The 18,222-nt window shown below is 36.5% G+C and carries 15 protein-coding genes, 1 pseudogene and 1 riboswitch; of the genes and pseudogenes, 4 read left to right on the plus strand and 12 right to left on the minus strand.

Annotation, left to right across the window (positions count from 1 at the left end):
- Window positions 1-55 precede the first annotated feature (55 nt).
- The 7 genes from G3O09_RS07775 to G3O09_RS07805 all read right to left on the minus strand — a co-directional run bounded on the left by G3O09_RS07775 (window position 56) and on the right by G3O09_RS07805 (window position 8,862).
- Window positions 56-322: a DUF6123 family protein gene (locus G3O09_RS07775; protein ID WP_163100936.1), complete on the minus strand. Its 267-nt coding sequence runs from the start codon at window positions 320-322 to the stop codon at window positions 56-58.
- Window positions 323-392: 70 nt separating this feature from the next.
- Complete coding sequence (locus tag G3O09_RS07780) at window positions 393-1,295, minus strand: 5'-3' exonuclease (protein ID WP_163100937.1); 903 nt, start codon at window positions 1,293-1,295, stop codon at window positions 393-395.
- 15 nt (window positions 1,296-1,310) lie between these two features.
- Window positions 1,311-2,141, minus strand: a complete 831-nt coding sequence (locus G3O09_RS07785) for a sulfurtransferase (protein WP_163101111.1) — start codon at window positions 2,139-2,141, stop codon at window positions 1,311-1,313.
- A gap of 21 nt (window positions 2,142-2,162) precedes the next feature.
- Window positions 2,163-2,927 carry a DNA polymerase beta superfamily protein gene (locus G3O09_RS07790; RefSeq protein ID WP_163100938.1) on the minus strand — a complete coding sequence of 255 codons (765 nt, stop codon included), beginning with the start codon at window positions 2,925-2,927 and terminating at the stop codon, window positions 2,163-2,165.
- Window positions 2,928-2,940: 13 nt separating this feature from the next.
- On the minus strand, window positions 2,941-6,612 hold the full coding sequence (locus G3O09_RS07795; RefSeq protein ID WP_163100939.1) for a dynamin family protein: 3,672 nt from the start codon (window positions 6,610-6,612) through the stop codon (window positions 2,941-2,943).
- 638 nt (window positions 6,613-7,250) lie between these two features.
- Window positions 7,251-7,775 (minus strand): isoprenylcysteine carboxyl methyltransferase family protein, encoded by a 525-nt coding sequence (locus G3O09_RS07800; RefSeq protein WP_163100940.1) that lies wholly within the window; start codon window positions 7,773-7,775, stop codon window positions 7,251-7,253.
- On the minus strand, window positions 7,768-8,862 hold the full coding sequence (locus tag G3O09_RS07805; RefSeq protein ID WP_163100941.1) for a type III polyketide synthase: 1,095 nt from the start codon (window positions 8,860-8,862) through the stop codon (window positions 7,768-7,770). Before G3O09_RS07805 ends, G3O09_RS07800 begins: the two co-directional genes overlap by 8 nt.
- 196 nt (window positions 8,863-9,058) lie before the next feature.
- Between G3O09_RS07805 and G3O09_RS07810 the strand changes: the two genes are divergently transcribed.
- Window positions 9,059-9,511: a chemotaxis protein CheX gene (locus tag G3O09_RS07810; RefSeq protein ID WP_108671179.1), complete on the plus strand. Its 453-nt coding sequence runs from the start codon at window positions 9,059-9,061 to the stop codon at window positions 9,509-9,511.
- A 91-nt stretch (window positions 9,512-9,602) separates the two neighbouring features.
- On the opposite strand, the pseudogene G3O09_RS07815 reads toward G3O09_RS07810, so the two are convergent.
- From G3O09_RS07815 to G3O09_RS07825, 3 genes and pseudogenes are all read right to left on the minus strand, one after another.
- Window positions 9,603-9,710, minus strand: a pseudogene (locus G3O09_RS07815) (SDR family oxidoreductase); the annotation flags it as partial.
- A gap of 482 nt (window positions 9,711-10,192) precedes the next feature.
- Entirely contained in the window at window positions 10,193-11,503 is a 1,311-nt protein-coding gene (locus G3O09_RS07820) for a nucleobase:cation symporter-2 family protein (protein ID WP_163100942.1), read from the minus strand.
- Window positions 11,503-12,096, minus strand: a complete 594-nt coding sequence (locus G3O09_RS07825; RefSeq protein WP_163100943.1) for a xanthine phosphoribosyltransferase — start codon at window positions 12,094-12,096, stop codon at window positions 11,503-11,505. Before G3O09_RS07825 ends, G3O09_RS07820 begins: the two co-directional genes overlap by 1 nt.
- A gap of 122 nt (window positions 12,097-12,218) precedes the next feature.
- Window positions 12,219-12,320, minus strand: a riboswitch (purine riboswitch).
- A gap of 530 nt (window positions 12,321-12,850) precedes the next feature.
- Here G3O09_RS07825 and G3O09_RS07830 point away from each other — a divergent pair.
- From G3O09_RS07830 to G3O09_RS07840, 3 genes are read left to right on the plus strand one after another with little or no spacing between them, the layout of a single operon-like run.
- The gene (locus G3O09_RS07830) at window positions 12,851-13,000 is read left to right on the plus strand and encodes a cytochrome c oxidase subunit 2A (protein ID WP_163100944.1); all 150 of its coding nucleotides are present in this window, start codon (window positions 12,851-12,853) and stop codon (window positions 12,998-13,000) included.
- A gap of 21 nt (window positions 13,001-13,021) precedes the next feature.
- A complete protein-coding gene (locus tag G3O09_RS07835; protein WP_163100945.1) occupies window positions 13,022-13,498 on the plus strand; it encodes a cytochrome c oxidase subunit II in 477 nt (158 codons plus the stop codon).
- Window positions 13,498-15,150: a b(o/a)3-type cytochrome-c oxidase subunit 1 gene (locus G3O09_RS07840; protein WP_163100946.1), complete on the plus strand. Its 1,653-nt coding sequence runs from the start codon at window positions 13,498-13,500 to the stop codon at window positions 15,148-15,150. The genes G3O09_RS07835 and G3O09_RS07840 overlap by 1 nt, the downstream gene beginning before the upstream one ends.
- A gap of 183 nt (window positions 15,151-15,333) precedes the next feature.
- Here G3O09_RS07840 and G3O09_RS07845 read toward each other — a convergent pair whose 3' ends face one another.
- Both G3O09_RS07845 and G3O09_RS07850 read right to left on the minus strand, forming a co-directional pair.
- Window positions 15,334-16,242: a DMT family transporter gene (locus tag G3O09_RS07845; RefSeq protein ID WP_163100947.1), complete on the minus strand. Its 909-nt coding sequence runs from the start codon at window positions 16,240-16,242 to the stop codon at window positions 15,334-15,336.
- Window positions 16,243-16,587: 345 nt separating this feature from the next.
- Window positions 16,588-18,102 (minus strand): carboxypeptidase M32, encoded by a 1,515-nt coding sequence (locus G3O09_RS07850; protein WP_163100948.1) that lies wholly within the window; start codon window positions 18,100-18,102, stop codon window positions 16,588-16,590.
- Window positions 18,103-18,222: the final 120 nt, after the last annotated feature.

Genomic DNA, 18,222 nt, shown 5'->3' on the forward strand with positions numbered 1-18,222 from the left:
TATTTTTAGTTTCAAATGGAAGACTATCACTACGGGGAAGCTGATTTTGGAAACTTTATACCAAAACTCCAAACTGTTCAGCCACATTCTTTGCTTGCTTCCGATTCTCCACTTTTTGGTGTGTCATAGATTCAAGCAAGGATACGTAAAAACTTCCATCAAATTGTTTCTGTGCTTTCAGAGTCATTTCTATGCAGGTGTTTACTAGCCAATCTGGCGCATTGGTATATTGCTTACCAAAATAGATAAAGCCTATTGCTTCATCCGCGAAATGAAACCCTTTGTCTTCAAGGAAGCAAATGTACTCGTCTACTGTCTTCATGTTCAGATTGATCCCTCACAAAAATGTATCTATTTCCCTCCTACATAATACCTTAGTTCTTGAAAAATGACTATATCAATGCAAAAGGATCTGGTGTAGGGCTTGGGACATGCCTATAGACCGTTTTAAATTCATGAGATTTCAGCATGGCATGTACTGTTTCATTGTCATATTTGTATATTGCATTTTCTAAAGGACAAGAAATTGGAACGTCACACTTAATTGCAGCCAACTTCCTCGACAAATGAAGGAGATCGACAGCATCCTCGATTTTTGTTCGCTGCGTTTTAGTTAGCGATGCCAAATTCTCTAATATCCCTTCAATATGTTCAAACTGTTGAAGAAGCTTGATTGCAGTCTTTTCCCCGATTCCCTTTACACCAGGATAATTATCGGATGGGTCTCCCATAAGAGCTTTCAAATCGACCATCTGGGTAGGTGAAATTCCTTTCCAAGCGAAGAACGATTCTTCATCATGAACCTCATAGTTTCCATATCCTTTTTTCAACAGAATAACTGAGACGGAAGGTTCCAATAGCTGCAGTAAATCTTGATCTCCTGTCAAGATTTGAATTTGGTAGTCTTCTTTATGCATTGCTGTAAGAGAGCCAATGCAATCATCTGCTTCAAAGTTCTCCAGTCCAATATTAGGAATGTCAAAAGCCTCTACAGCTTCTTTTACTAAATCAAATTGTGGCAATAATTCCACTGGAGCAGCCGGTCGATTCCCTTTATATTCTTGAAACATTTCCGTACGAAAAGTTTTTGAACCCATATCCCAACAAACTGTTAAATGGGACGGCTGGAATTTTTCCGCCGCCATTAGCATGTGCTTAAGGAACCCTTGTACAGCATTGGTTGGGACACCTTTCGAATTGAACATGAATTGCCCTGTCATGGCAGTTGAATAGAATGCACGGAATAACAGGGCCATACCATCTATTAACAAATAAGTAGATTTAGATTCTTTCAATTTAAATACCTCACTTTACAATTCCTTTGATACTGGATTTTCAGGATAGGAAACCCAGTCACTGTAACTGCCGATATAAACCTTCACCTTATTGAAGCCTGCTTCTTTCAAAGCTACAAAATTAGGAGAAGCCGTAACCCCTGAGCCACAATAAACGATGATTTCCTTATCGGCGTCTAGGTGCTTGAAGCGATTTTTTTGTTCGTCCGAAAGTAAAAACCTGCCTTCTGATAATCCATTCATCCAGAATTCATTGATGCTTCCGGGAATATGTCCAGCTATTCTATCAATCGGTTCCTCAATCCCTTTGTAACGCATCCCTTCCCTTGAATCAATCAGAGTGACATCTAAAGAATGTCCCTGACTGACTTTCTGGACCTCTTCATACGTGGCTAGGATTTCAGGATTTACCTTCAAAGGATAATTGCTACTTTTCCTTTGCTTACAATCTATTTCAATCGGCAAGTCCGCCTTTTTCCAATCTGTTAAACCACCATTTAAGATATAAACTTTCTCGTGTCCTACATATTTCATCATCCAATATAAACGAGATGCATATGGACCTGCACCATCATCATAAGCAACCACAGTATTCTTAGGAGATATTCCCCTTTGCTCGAGTTTTTCTTGAAAAACTTTTAAATCAGGAAGAGGATGACGGCCCCCATGGGACTGAACCGTACCAGATAAATCTTCCTCGAGATCAAAGAAAATTGCTCCAGGAATATGTTCCTTCCCAAAATGCTCCTTGCCGAATGTAGGATTTCCTAACTGGAAATGGCAATCTATTAAAATGACATCATCATTTGTTAGTTGATTCATTACCCACTCTTTATCAACAAAAATGCTCATAATCGGCCCCCTCTATCATACTTGCAATATCCGCCAAATTTCTTGGTCCAAGATGGACGCGGCATTCTCTCCTATAGGGAGTTGCTTTAATCCCTCTTCAAACCCATTCAGTTCTCTCTTTAAGAATGCATGGATACTTCGTATTGGAACTTTTTCAAAGTCTGAATTTTGCGTTTTACTATTTATAGTAAGTTTAAATTGCTCTAAAGCTTCACCATCTAATGGAATGCTTTCTAATAGTGTTGGAACCTGGAGACTTTTAATTATTTCACGATGATACAGCAGGTTTTTAAGCATAACATAACAACGAATGGCCTGAATACAGATTTTTATTTCCTTTAATTCAAGCTTTTCATTTGCCTCAAGTTTTTTCACATTCTTTACAAGCATTTGATAATAATGATAACCAAGTGCTTTCAAAGAAAAATGTTTTTCCATATTCTCTCGAAGAAAACAACCAATGCCTTCATCATACAAGACATTTTCTGTTGTCAGCCACTCGAACATTCCTGGATTGCTTTTAAGGTATAGATGAGATGCCTTATATATGTCCCATCCTTCGATTTCAAAGGGAGGACAAACTTGTTGAAGCACATCACTCGATTTCTTTAGTGAAAGATATTTCCTTTTATCTCGTTCAACATATATCCATTTTACGTCCAGATCTGAGGTAGAATTTGATAATCCATAAGCATGGCTACCTACGACTGCCACAAATAACACCTGTTTATTTTCCATTCGAGCTTTATCCTGAATCAAACCCATTACATTTTTTTGCAAGAAATCACTCCTACTAACCCAGTAGTTCCTTCATTTCTTTAACAAGGTTTTGATATTCTTCAATGTTATTTGAATTTAATAGTGTGTCATAATAGCCTTCGTAAATTTCCTCTATACTTTTACCAAAGTGTTGCATGATGTCCTGCATTTCCGATTCAACACTTGATCCATAGTATGCCTTTAACAAATCCCCTTGCTCATTGGTATATTCTTGCGTAGGAGATTTCAACCCCTCATGTAACGCATCCGCCATTTTTTGTTTTTCATTCTTCTCAAAGAAGCTTTTTGTGTTTTTGAAGAATGCAAGTTCCTTCCTATAATCTCTTGCATTCACATTTTTTAATGCAGCCTCAAAGTGTAAGGCATCGAGCTTTTTCGTATCTTTAAAGGAGATATTAATTCCTCCTCTAACTTTTTGAAGCTCCTGTAATAGAGCGGATTGCTTTTGCTGTAGAAGTTTTTGAGTATATAGCTCAATACGCAATGCAGTGGCTCTCATTTCTTGCGCGAGATCAAAGCCTAAGCTTTCCTTTAATTCCGAAAAAGAGGTTTGTAATGCTTGCTTCAAATCCCTGCCGTCATCCTTTATTACAGCTGGATTAAATGCCTCCTTAAAGAAATCATTGAATCTAAGGAATACCCTTTGACGTGCATAAAATAATAGCTCATCAACTTCCTTATGCATCCTTCCCAATTCAACTTCAGAATCAATTTCAGCAATGACACTTCTCATTTCTTCTAATTCTGCATTAAAAGTAAGTTTAGTCTGCTCTTTTTGCTCATGAGATTGTTTGGCAGTATTCAACATATCTTCAAGCATCAAAACAGCATTAGATACTGAATTCATCGCTGAAGAGATAGCAAGGTCTGTCAACTCATTAGAGATGAATCTATAAAATGCAGTCTCGAAATTAGACATCCCACTGTCTTTTAAAAACGTATGCTGGAACTTATCATCTCCCGACTTTTCCGCTATTGCCTCTTTACTGGAAATCGGATAAAGCCTAGGGAAACGAATACCAAAACCTTGTAATTGCTCTTCGATATAGGTTTTAACATCTACACATTCCTCTTCGGATTGTGCCAAGTCTACTGCATTTAATAGGAAAAACATTTTATCCATTGCAAAAGAATCCTTCACTCGGCCGAGCTGAATTAAGAATTCTCGGTCAGCTATTGAAAATGGATGATTGTAATAGGTCACAAACAATATGGCATCGGAATTTTTGATATATTCAAATGCTGCGTCCGTATGTCGAGCATTAATCGAATCAGCACCTGGTGTATCTACAAGTACCATTCCATTTCTAGTAAATTCACAATCCCAGTAAAGTTCAATCCAATCGACAAGACAAGACTTCGTTTCATTGGCTGCAAAATCCTGAAACTCAGCCATATCAACGATTTTTTCAGATCCGAATTGTCCTTTATATAATGGATAACCGGCTGCAAAAGCTTTAATGAAGGATAAATGTGCTTTTTCTCTTCCATCGCCTTTATCGGTATAACTAAAGTTTCTAGCAGAATGATATGCTTCTTCTAAATTCTTCGGAGACAATTTAAAGGCTTGCATCGCAATTTGGATATCTTCAAACAACATTTCTTCACTTTTCAATCGTACCTTTGCAGTTCCATGCTCTTGCCCATTTGTTGGAGGAACGATTTTATTAATGACAGCTGTTGTAGGATTTGGTGATACGGGTAATATACGCTCTCCAATCAATGCATTCGCAAAACTGGATTTACCGGCACTGAAAGCTCCAAATAAGGCAATGGTAAAGGTTTGATTTTCAAGTCTCTTCGATTTTTCTTGTAATTCTTTAGCAAGCTGAGTAAAACCTTTCACTGGTGTAAGGAACTTAGCCGCTTGATTCAGTTTTTTCGTTGTTATTTCAAGTTTATGTTTACCATTTTCCTGTGACTCATTTCCATCATTTAGAACATTAGTTGGTGTAACATCTAATGTTGTTTTGGAGATATTTTGATCTATTTCTTTCTCTTGATTTGAAATGATCCTCACTTGCTTTTCCTCTGTCGCCCACTTTTGCAATATTGATTCTGTGTCAAGAATATTAGGGGCATTTATGAGAGCTTGCTGAAGTTCTTTTGATTGTTCAGCTATGCGATTTTTTCCATCCTGCACCTTTTCACTTGCACAAACAAACTTTTCTATTTCGTTCATTCTAGCTGTAAAAAGAGACATTTGTTCTTCTAATGATTTATTTTGTTCTTTCTGAATCACTTCAAAAAATTTCATTGCCATTTGTCTTGCTTGTTTTTTCAATAAGTCTGCCACATCGTTACTAAATAGAAGGACATAATCGCCTGTAATGGTCGATTGTTCCTTGACCATATCTTTAATCTGTTGTTCTGGTAAGGAGATTGACATCTCTTGAATGGATTTTTCAAGATTAGGCAAATATAAATTCAATTTATTAATTGTAGACAAGCATAATTCCTTAACAGACCAGTCCAGCTGTGTTTGAATTCTTTCTTTTAGACTCTCAAACAGACTTCTCTCTCTTTCCAGTCGAACCTGTTCTGTCTTACCCTTTGAAAAAAGAAGGCCAACCTTAAAGTTTTTTTGTTGAGATTCAATAAACAAGCGAATTAATTCACGCGTTTCCGCCGGCATTAAGTACGCATTGTTTAGAGTTTTTACTAATTCCTCTTGAAATTGTTGCTCCAACTCCAAACGACTTGCATAAATTTCCTGTTTTGCTGAAGTTAACTTGGTTAACTCAGATACCATCAACGCCAACGATTCAGGGTCAATTTCATCCAAAATTTGAATTTCTTCAGAAAGTCGTTCTTCATTTTGGTCTTGAAGCCAAAGGATATGTTGTTCTACCAATCTTTCTGCAGATTTGTATATGGAATTCAGTGTAAACTCGTCACTCCAATTGACACTTTCAAACATAATTGATTTAACAGTTTGGATATCATTTTTAGGATGATCTAAATCCCTGACTGACGAATAGAAAATCCCATCAGGCTTTACATTCCATTCTGAAAATGCCTGTTCTACTGAATTCTGGAAAGCTTCAAAACTTAATTCCTTATTTTCATGTTTGTCAATTTGATTGACCACTAAGTAAAGTTTCTTCCCTGCATCTGTAAGTTCTTTCGTGAATAAAAAATTCACTTCAGATTGGACATGATTATAGTCCATTACATAAAAAATAATATCTGCTAAATGAAGTGCAGATTCTGTCGATACTCTATGGGCATCATCTGTAGAGTCGATACCTGGTGTATCCATGATCGAACACTGTGAAGGTAAAGGAAACATCGGTGAGGAGATATGAATCTCCTTGACTGCATCCCCGTCCTTACAATATTTCTTCACTTCTCTTAAATCATAGGGAGCAGGGAATAGGGCAGGTTCATCATGGAAATAAAATACTTTTGCATATTCTTCCCCACTCATTACTTTTACAAGGTTTGCACTTGTAGGTATTGGACTGGAAGGCAAAACTTGCTCCCCCAACAAGTAGTTAATCATGCTCGATTTTCCTGCAGAAAAATGACCACAAAGAGCAATGATGTGTTCCTTTGTTTTTGTCTTTTGTATTAATTGCTTCATTTTTTCCGCACTTTGCAAATCACCGTTCTTCTCAAATGTTTGAAAAATTGAAAATAGAGATTGAATCAAAGTGCTATGTTTCATAGTTGTTTTAATCATTTTTAGTTTTCCCCTTGCAATACAATATGCCTTCATTGTAATCGATTTTTGAGCAAAATAAAATGACCAGTCAAATAGCCTGGTCATAAGTAGTATTTTTTATATGATATCATTTTTTATTAATTATTGGAATTCGATGCGCCCTGAACATTGTTTAGAACGTGTTTCATTACAAGACTATATGTAGCGATTGTTGAAGCAATAAATAACCACACCATGTCATGCGCCGCCTTTGACATTTATTATAAGTGAGAATAATTTTCATGTTCAATTAGATATTATCAAAAACGATAATCATTTTCAATAGGTTTTTTGTCTTTTGATTTGGCTCATTTATTATAGATAGATGCTTTTAGACTATTAAGTTTGTCCGTTGATTGCAGCGAGAGGCACTTGCATTCCGCAGGGAGGGTGGGAGCCTCCTCGGCGTTGCCGCCTGTGGGGTCTCCCATTTCCCTCTGTTTACCGCAGGACATTGAATAAGCTTCCTCGATTAAACACCGCACGAAGAAAATGCGGATGCATTTTCGAGGAGCAAGTGCCCTTCGCTACAATCACTCAGATTGTTAAAGTTTAAAATTACTCTAAAAAAGCAACAAACCTTATGAAAACAGCCCTTGATTTAATCTAATCCAACTTCACTTTCCGAAATGATCATTGTAATCCGTTAAAGTTCTTAATGCCTGCTCTTCCAATGGTATTCTCACGTACATCATGATGGCATTAGCAATTGAAAAAAGGACGAATGTGAAGAATGCATTAAATAGTAAGGAAACTACGGCAATTTCCATTGCGACAATTGCATAATTTGGATGGCGTACATAGCGATATGGTCCCTTTTTTATTACATTGACATTTGGAATAACAATGATTTTGGTATTCCAGTGTCTACCTAAAGAATAGAGTGCCCACACTCGAATAAATTGTGCCAAAATAAAGATGATTAAGAGTAGTGGCCAACCTTTCGATGGGGATTTTTGTAGAATGGATACCTCAGTATACAAGGATATGAAAAATAGAGTATGCATCGCTATCATCCAAATATAATGCGTCTGACCAAATTCTACCCCACCATTTTTTTTCATCCATTTTTCATTGCTTTTAGCTATTCCTAGTTCGATTGCACGTTGTAAAAGGATGAATAATAAAAACCATTTAAACATGCTCCCACCTCACCAAAACTTGCTCAGAAGAAAATCCCGGCCCAAGAGCCGCCGCCAACCCGTATTCACCTTCAGATTTATTCATATGCATAAACCTTTCTAGTACATACAAAATGGTAGCGGACGACATATTTCCAAACTCCTTCAGAACGTCTGAAGATATTCTAAGCATTTCTTCTTTGAATCCCAGTGAATGCTGATAGGCATCCAGCACTTTTTTCCCGCCCGGATGTGCAATAAAATGAGAAATATCAGATAATGATAATCCGTTTTCTTTTAAGAATCCTTCCACGTTTGGTTTAAGCCATCCTTCAATAATCGATGGTATATCTTTTGAAAAAATGACGTACAATCCATTATCCTTCACCTCCCATCCCATCACCTCCAGAGAATCAGGCATAAGTGTAGAACTGCTCGCTAAAATTTGCGGGACATGTTTGGTTTTAGCATAATTTCTTGCCTCCGATTCATCCCCACAGACGAGTGCACAGGCAATCCCATCGGCAAATAATGAGGTACCGACTAAATTACTTTTAGAAATATCATCTTTTTGGAAGGTCAAACTGCACAATTCAATACAGAGAACAAGCACATTTTGTTTTGGGTAAGCTTTGCAATAGTCAAAAGCTCTTGCTAAACCCGAAGCTCCACCTGCACAGCCTAATCCCCATAAAGGGATCCGCTTGATATGTGATGAAAATGAGAGACGATTCATGATGCGTGCATCAATGGTTGGAGTGCTGATTCCAGTACTGGAAACAAAAATGAATGCATCTATTTGCTCTTGATGGTATGGATTTGTCAGAAAAAGAGGGTTAGATAGACATTCCTGAATTGCCTTCGTTCCAAATTCGCTTGCTATTTTTATGTACATTTCATTTTTTTCTTCAAATCCATGATGATCTCTAAACCATTCCAATGGCATTCCAAAGTATCTAGAATCCACCTGGCCATTCTCAAAAATCTTCATCAATCTAGTTATATCCTTGAATGAATTAGCAAACATTTCTTTGGCGAATTCCATTGCATTTGACTGGGAAACTTTATAAGGCAATTTTATCGAAGAAATACTTAGAATGGAGGGCATACAACTTCCACCTTTTACTATGATAAGGATATCTTATCCAATTCCATATTTTTGATTCTTTAGCTAAATAGGAAGGAAGTTGTGATTTATTTATCAATATATTAATAAAAAACCAAAATTTTATTATTTTCATAGACTTTATGCTCATATTTTTTGGTATTATTAGATGTAAGTCATCGTTTTGGAGGAAGTTCAAATGTCAATTAGTGCATCTATTACCAATGTATTGAATGGTACCATCGATTCCGTAAAATCTGTGATTCCCCTTCCTATTCAAATAGATAAACCAACACTGATTAAACAACCTTATAAACAGGTTTCACTAGGGGTCCTAATTGGCATGACCGGTGATGTAAGGGGAAGATTGATCATTGAAGGTAATGAAGAGGTAATTGGAAGAATTGGACAATCCATGTTTGGTATGCCTATTGAAGGTGAAATGCTGCAATCATTCGCAGGTGAATTAGGGAATATGCTAGCTGGAAACTTAGCAACAAGCATTGCACAAAAAGGGGTAGAAATGGACATTACCCCACCTACAGTGCTGCTGGGTGAAACAAAATTATTCGGTTTCGAAAAAGCTTTATGTTTACCACTATCATTTGAGGATATTGGAAAAATGAGTATTATACTTATGGTAGAGAATTAATAAGTAGACTTATTCATTTTATTAATAAAGATAGTAGAAAGTATAATACTCTCTACTATCTTTTATTATACTATTTCATTTCATTCATCTATTAAAAACCTTGAATCGTCATGCCTCCATCGACAAATAATGTCTGCCCTGTAATATAATTCGCAGCTCCAGAAGATAAGAAGACAGCGGGACCTACCAACTCGGAAAGTCTATTCCTCTTCCTGCCCCTGTTACTAATACCGTCTTTCCTTCTATCCTAAAACTTGGCAAAAACATATAATTCCTCCCTATCCATTTATTACTTCTATATAAACATGCATTCAAAATTCCTTAAAGCTTTTGGCATTAGAAGAACAAGAAAAAGGGAGACTCCAATTTCCAATACCCCTTCTATGGCCAATGCCAATGAGATAAGTGGCTATCTTTTTTGAGTCACCCTGTTCATTACTTATTATCTAATTTTGATGATTCTGGTTTTACAAAATGATTGTGTTTTTGTACTTGGATTTCAATTTGTTGAAATTCTGATTTTCCACATGCACTACAAATGTTTCCTGTGTCAGATAAAGTCTTACAAAATTTACAATAACGAGTATTCAATGTAACCATTCCCTTTACAAATATAATTGTAATATTATATTTATATGTTCAGAGAATGGTTAATGATGTTTTTATTTGAACATCAAAATACTATGATGCTTTTTGTTCGTAAATACCTACTGACTTCGTTTTAGAAAAAGAAGGAAGCACATTGAATACTAGATTCAAGAAAATCGCAGTCAAACTTCCCGCCACAATACCGTTATCCGTCAATATTTGAATGCTTTCAGGCATCTTATCAAATAATGTAGGGACGGCTGTAACTCCTAGTCCCATTCCTACTGAACATGCAATGATCAATAGATTTTCCTGCGAATTAAAGTTGACATTCCCAAGCATTTTAATGCCATATGCAATGACCATACCAAACATGGCAACCATTGCCCCACCCAAAACCGATGGTGGAATGACCGTTGTTAATGCCCCAATCTTAGGCACTAAACCGAAAACGATTAAGAACCCACCTGCCACATATATGACGTTTTTAGTTTTCACACCTGAAAGCTGTAATAAGCCTACATTTTGAGAATATGTCGTATATGGGAATGCGTTGAATATCCCACCAAGAAGAATAGCAAGCCCTTCTGCCCTATACCCTCTTGCAAGATCCTTTTCATCAAGTTTTTTATTGCAAATATCGCCTAATGCAAAATATACACCCGTTGATTCAACCAAACTGACTATAGCGACTAAAATCATTGTTAGGATTGCAGTCAATTCGAAGGTAGGAGTTCCAAAATAAAATGGTTTTACCATATGGAACCAACTAGCATCTCCAACTGCCGATAAGTCTACTTTTCCCATTGCAAACGCTACACCTGTCCCTGCTAATAAACCAAGTAATATTGAAATAGCTCGAACAAAGCCAGTAAAGAATTTATATAAGAAAATAATAAATAACAATGTTCCGAATCCTAATGCAATGTTCGTTCCTGATCCAAAATCAGGAGCTCCCACTCCTCCAGCTATATTATTGATAGCTACCGGTATTAGTGTGATCCCGATTATGGTAACAACTGATCCCGTCACAACAGGAGGGAAAAATTTTACTAGCTTACTAAAGTACTTGCCTATCATGATTACGAATAATCCAGAAACAATAATTGCACCGTAAATGGATGAAATACCATTTTGCATCCCAATAGAAATCATAGGACCAACTGCTGTAAAAGTACAACCTAATACTACTGGAAGCCCCACTCCAAAAAATTTATTTTTCCAAACTTGAAGGATAGTTGCTATACCACACATTAAAATATCAATGGATACAAGGTACGTAAGTTGCTCTCCAGTTAAACCAAGAGCACCACCCACTATTAATGGGACGATGACTGCACCTGCATACATAGCAAGAACATGTTGTAAGCCTAAAGAAGCAATTCTTAATGGTTGTTGTTTCATTATAGATGAACCTCCTGCAGGGAATCTAAAAATATTACACTATTATTTTCTAATGATGCGATTCTTGCTAATGATTCAACTTTTATCCCTCTGTCATTTAACAACTCTGCCCCATCTTGAAACGCTTTTTCTATAACGATCCCAATACCGACTGGAATTGCTCCTGCCTGCTCAACTAAGTTGATCAACCCTAATGCAGCTTGTCCATTTGCCAAAAAGTCATCCACAATTAATATTCTATCTCCTTCATTAATAAAGGAAGAAGAAATCGTAATTGTATTCTCCTCCTGTTTTGTAAATGAATAAACCTGTGCAGTCAATAAATCTTCAGTTAAAGTCAAAGACTTTCTTTTCCTAGCAAATATCATTGGGACTTTCAGCTCCAATGCGGTCATAAGGGCTGGACCAATCCCCGAAGATTCAATAGTAAGAACTTTTGTAATTTCCTCGTCTTTAAATCTACTAACAAACTCTTTCCCTATTTCACTCATCAATTCAGGATCCATTTGGTGATTTAAAAATGAATCAACTTTTAAAACGGTTGAAGATAAAACTCTTCCTTCTTGTATAATTTTGTCTTTTAGTAATTTCAATTAACTAACCTCCTAGACTTTAATCATTCAGAAGGGAGCATTTTTGCAAAATAAAAAGCCCAATCCTATTGCTGAATGAAAAAGAGTGCAGCAATAGAATTGAGCAAAGGAAATCCCGTTCAATATCTTCTATGCCCACTCATAGTCGGATCATTTAAGGTAATCCGGTAGAAACTTGCGGGCCATATTCCCGCTATTATATGAGGGTTTAATATTTAAAAACAACATTATTATAGCTCTATATCTTTCGGTTTGTAAAGCGATATCTTAACATTAAACAAATAAATTAAAATAACGTTCGTCTTTTAGTGGTATTTTACCTATTTAAAAGCCCCCCTTCAGAATAACTCCTTAAAAGACAACGCCATAGGTAAACACTAAATATAAAAAAACATTCAAACAAAGTGGTACATGACATCCATAACTCAGTTTAAAGCTGTAACACATAAAATTTATTTACCCATATGAATGGTTATTTTTTTAGGTTTTGGAATAGGTTTGGATTTTTCATTTCAAAGTTCTTATTAATTACCAATTTCATAATTGAAGATAGAAAACTTCACATTTATTTCACATCTTACAACCTTTAAGAGTGACATAAATCACTGTTGCATCAATTTTTTACTATTAAGATAGTAGATAAGAAACGAATGAACAATTTGTGAAGTAGGAAAAACCAACTAGAATTCCACAAATTGTTTTGTATGATGAATTTGTAATCATAACTTTTATCTCATGGAAGGGAGTGGAGAAAATGGCTCAGCCAGAATTAAAAAATAAGACTAAGACCCAAATTGAGGATCATTCTTCTCTGAAAGGCACATTAGCATCCGTTTTCATTTTAGGATTCTTCTTGGTTATTACATGGGTAAGTGTTTATTTCTTATTTTTAGACCGCTTATAAGAGATTGAGGAGGAAAAAGCCATGCATATGCATAAATTCGAAAAAATATGGCTCATTTTTGGGGTTGGAACTTTACTTGTATTCCTTTCTGTAATAGGAGTCAGCGCATTTTATATGGGAAATCAGCCGCCAAGCTGCTTGGCAACTATAGATCCAGAAAAAGTAGACACGACAGCTCCTTTCAATGAACCTGGACTTAAAAAAGTAGAAGGCAAGGAGTGGGACTATGAATTGGTATTTGTGGCATCAGCATTCAATTACAATCCAGGAAAAGTAGAAATACCAAAAGGTTCAAAGGTAAAAATCATGGCAACTACAAAAGATGTAATCCACGGATTCGAAGTAGCCGGAACCAATATTAACATGATGCTTGAGCCTGGGTTCATCTCAGAATATGTAGCAACTTTTGATAAATCAGGAGAATTTTTAATCCTTTGTAATGAATATTGTGGAGCAGGTCACCACATGATGAATTCAAGAATCGAGGTGGTTGAATAATGTTGAATCAAACTATTAACAAAGTGGATCCACGCGATGCGAAATTATCCATGGCCCATTTCTATGTAGCTTTCACTGCACTGGCATTAGGAGGCCTAGCAGGATTACTTCAAGTCCTTGTCCGTTCAGGGAAATGGCAACTTCCATTTGGAATTGGTTATTATCAGGTGTTAACAGTTCATGGTGTTTTACTAGGACTTGTTCTTACAACATTCTTTATTCTAGGTTTTCAATTTGCAGCAGTAAGCCGTACAGCTGGTGCCCTTTCGAATGGCGCACGTAAGACTGGATGGATAGGCTTTTGGTTAATGACTCTAGGTACTGCAATGGCTGCGACAATGATTTTATTAAATGAAGCTTCAGTGTTGTTCACCTTCTATGCACCACTTCAAGCTCACCCTATTTTCTACATCGGCCTGACATTAGTGGTCGTGGGAAGCTGGGTAGCAGGTAGCGCTATGATTTCAAATTACATCAAATGGCGCAGGAATAACCCTGGTAAAGTAAGTCCATTGTTAACGTTTATGGTAGTCGTAAATACGGTTCTTTGGATTGTTGCAACTATTGGTGTAGCTGCAACGGTTTTATTACAGATGTTACCTTGGTCTTTAGGATGGGTGGATACAATTGATGTATTAGTCAGCCGTACACTATTTTGGTATTTCGGCCATCCACTAGTTTATTTCTGGTTATTGCCTGCTTACATGTGTTGGTATGTAGTAATTCCAAAAATAATTGGCGGGAAAATTTTCTCTGACTCTTTATCAAGAATGTCTTTCATTCTATTCCTATTATTCTCGATTCCAGTTGGATTCCACCATCAGTTAATGGAGCCAGGTATTGATCCAGCATGGAAATTCTTACAGGTTATTTTAACTTTCTTGGTTGTCATCCCTTCTCTTATGACTGCATTCTCATTGTTCGGTACATTTGAAATGTACGGTCGTTCTAAAGGTGCAACTGGTCTATTTGGTTGGATTAAGAAGCTTCCATGGGGTGATGCACGCTTTGTAGTTCCTTTCATTGGAATGTTAGCCTTCATTCCTGCTGGAGCAGGTGGAATGGTCAATGCTTCCCACCAATTAAACCAAGTGGTACACAACACGATTTGGGTTACAGGTCACTTCCATTTAACATTAGCAACATCTGTAGTTCTTACTTTCTTCGGGATATCCTATTGGCTAGTCCCACATTTAACCGGCCGTGTATTAACTAAGCAAATGAACAAACTTGCAATCATTCAAGCTATTGTTTGGGCAGTCGGTATGTCTTTCATGTCAGGAGCCATGCATGCTGTAGGTTTACTAGGAGCACCTCGTCGTTCTTCATTCTCAACATATGGAGAAGCGGCACAGGCACACGATTGGATTCCGTATCAAATTGCTCAAGCTGTAGGTGGTTCAATCTTATTCATCGGTATCATATTAGTATTATACATTTTTGTGAATTTAGCCTTCTTCGCACCTAAAGGTGAACAAGAATTCCCTGTCGGTGAAGTTGCAGATCAAGCAGAAAAAACGCCAATGGTCTTCGAAAACTGGAAGCTATGGCTTGGAATTACTGTAGTACTTATTCTTTTTGCTTACACAATTCCATTCATTGATATGATCCAGAACGCCCCTCCAGGCTCTAAGGGCTATAAACTTTGGTAAATGAATAATAAGAGCTGCCTTATAGGAACGTCAGCAAAAAGTCGACACTTCCAATGCGTCGTAACTAAACAATGCTCTAATTAAAAACCATATACTTATTGATATTTAAAAAAGGAATGAATCCATTTAGGTTCATTCCTTTTTTGTCATTAACCATCATAATTTTGCACATCTTCTTTAACTTTACAAACTACTACTTTCCCAGGATACCTTTAATTTAGAAGGTATACTGAATATTGCTACTGCAGACAAAATAAGAATCGCACCAATCCATTGAAATATATCCAAACTTTCATTAAAAACAAATAAACCAACTCCCATGGCTGCAACAGGTTCGATGGTCGAAAGTAAGGAAGCTTTACTACTTTCCATCTTATTTAAACCGGCCGTATAAAATAGGTAAGCAGCAATTGTGGAAATGATGCAAAGTCCAAATATATGAAAGAATACATCGGAATGAAGAAACAAGCTTTTCTTTTCCCACAGTTTTGTAACTGGGATTAAGGCAATGGAAGCAAATATGAAAGTATAGGTGGTTACAGTGAAGGACGAATGCTTTTTTAATGCAAACTTCCCAAAAATACTATACATGGCATATCCTAGCCCTGCTCCTAGACCAATTAAATAACCTATTAATTGATTAGACTCCATTCCAGAGGAATCGATCCCTGTCACAAATCCGCAACCCACAACTGTCAATAAAACTAGTGCCAGTTTTTTTAGGGTCAATTTTTCATTCAAGAAAATGGACGACAATAACACTACAAAAATAGGCGCGGTATATAAAAGGATTACAGCTGTCGATATGGAAAGTTTATCCATACTATAAAAATAGCACCAATTAAAAAATACAATACTTAGAATTCCAGTTCCGATAAAAAAAGGAACGCTCCTCCAAGTAACTCTTAAGCTGTCCCTTTTTGAAAGTAAACCAAAAAATACTAAAATCAGGCTTGTACTGATTGCACGTATTGCGACGATTTCCATTGGTTCAAAACCGATTTCTTTTAATCCCTTTACGAAAATGCCAATCATCCCCCAAAAGATGGCGGCGACGATAACATAATAAACTGCATAATCTTTTTTTGACATTCCCTTGCTCCTTTAATGCAAAGGCTCTTTTCGTATATATTGTTGTTTTAGACTCTAAAGTTTGCCCGTTGCTTTCCGCTCCAGGCACTTGCTTTCCGCGGGGAGGGCGGGAGCCTCCTCGGCGTTCCGCCTGTGGGGTCTCCCACTTCCCTCTATTTCCCGCAGGAGTCAAGTGCCCTCCGCTACAATCAACTCAGACATGTATTTTTATATTGCAATAAAAAAGCAACAAACTTTACGAAAAAAGCCAATGCAAAAAACCTTATAACGTAATTTATGTCGTAAAGTTACGATCCTTTGTTCAAGTATAAAAGGGATGATAAAAAACTCATCCCTTATTAAACCTTATAGAGAATAGATCTTTGCATATTTTTCTTCTAAATACTCGATTAAGTAACTAGCGTTTAAACCTTCTTCTGTAATTTCATTCAATAGTTCAAATGGCTTTTTCATTTTACCATGTTTATGAATTTTTGATGATAACCACTCTTTAATCGGGGCGATATTTCCGCTTTCCAAAAGTTCATCATAGTTTGGAAGATCCTTCAACATGCTTTGCTTAAATTGTGCTGCATACATATAGCCTAGTGCGTAAGACGGGAAGTACCCAAAACTTCCTCCAGACCAATGAACATCTTGCAACACACCTTCAGCATCATTTGATGGAGTTACACCAAGATATTCTTCATATTTTTCGTTCCACACTTTTGGTAAATCATCTACTTGAAGATCACCATTAAAAAGTGCTTTTTCGATTTCATATCGAATCATAACGTGTAACGGATATGTTAATTCATCAGCTTCGATTCTAATCAATGATGGTTTTGATTCATTAATGGCACGGTAATAGTCATCTAATGATACCCCGAAGAATTGTTCTTCTGCATACTTGTTCAATAATCCGAAATTTTTCTTCCAAAAGCTAAAGTTCCGCCCAATGAAATTTTCAAAGAATAACGACTGTGATTCATGGATTCCCATAGAAGTACCGGAAGCAAGCAACGTTCCATTTAATTCAGGAGAAACGTTCTGTTCATAAATGGCATGGCCACATTCATGAATGGTACCAAATACGGCTGTACGAAAATCTGATTCATCATATTTTGTTGTAATACGAACATCACCTGTATTCAGTGTAATTTCGAAAGGATGCACGGTTTCATCAAGTCGTCCTGCTTCAAAATCATAACCAAGTTCTTCTAGAATCTCTAAACTTAAATCACGCTGATTCTGCTTAGAAAAATGCTTGAATAAGAAAGTAGTCTCTGGTTTATTTGGGCTTTCTGCAATCTTTTTAACTAAAGGTACAATTCTATCTCTTAACTCACTGAACACTTCGTCCAAGATTTCTACTGTCATTCCGGGTTCATACAGGTCTAACAAAGTATTGTATTTATTCCCTTCATATCCCCAGTAGGAAATGAATTTTCTGTTAAATTCGATTACTTTTTCAAGGTAAGGCTTGAACATCCCGAAGTCTGAAGCTGCTTTTGCCTCTTCCCATTTACTTTCAGATTTTGAAAGGAGAACGATGTATTCTTTAAATTCATCTGCTGGGATTTTTTTATTTTTATCGTATTCTTTTTTACATTCTTCTAATAGTTTAACTGTAATTTCTGAGAGTTCCTTTTCATCATCTTGTGTCAAGCGAGCGATGAAAGAGGCCATTTCCTGACTTGTAGACATAGCAAATACTTCTGAAGAAAGCATTCCAATTACTTCAGAACGTTGGTCAATGCCTTTTTTAGGAGCTCCAGTGCGCAAATCCCAGAATATAAGTGAAAGCGCCTCATTATATGCTGTCATCTTCTTAACATAATCTAAAAATTCTTGCTCAATTTTGTTTACAGTTGCAGTCATATGTATTTCCCCCTTTTGTCACAACCATTTTATCATATAAACTAACGGTATTTTCCATTAATTTAAAATTTTCTAATATAGATTCGTTTTTCTTGTTAGTATTCTCTTTGGAATTCATTA

This window comes from Peribacillus alkalitolerans, from assembly GCF_010882125.1.
GTDB classification, from domain to species: Bacteria; Bacillota; Bacilli; order Bacillales; family DSM-1321; genus Bacillus_BN; species Bacillus_BN alkalitolerans.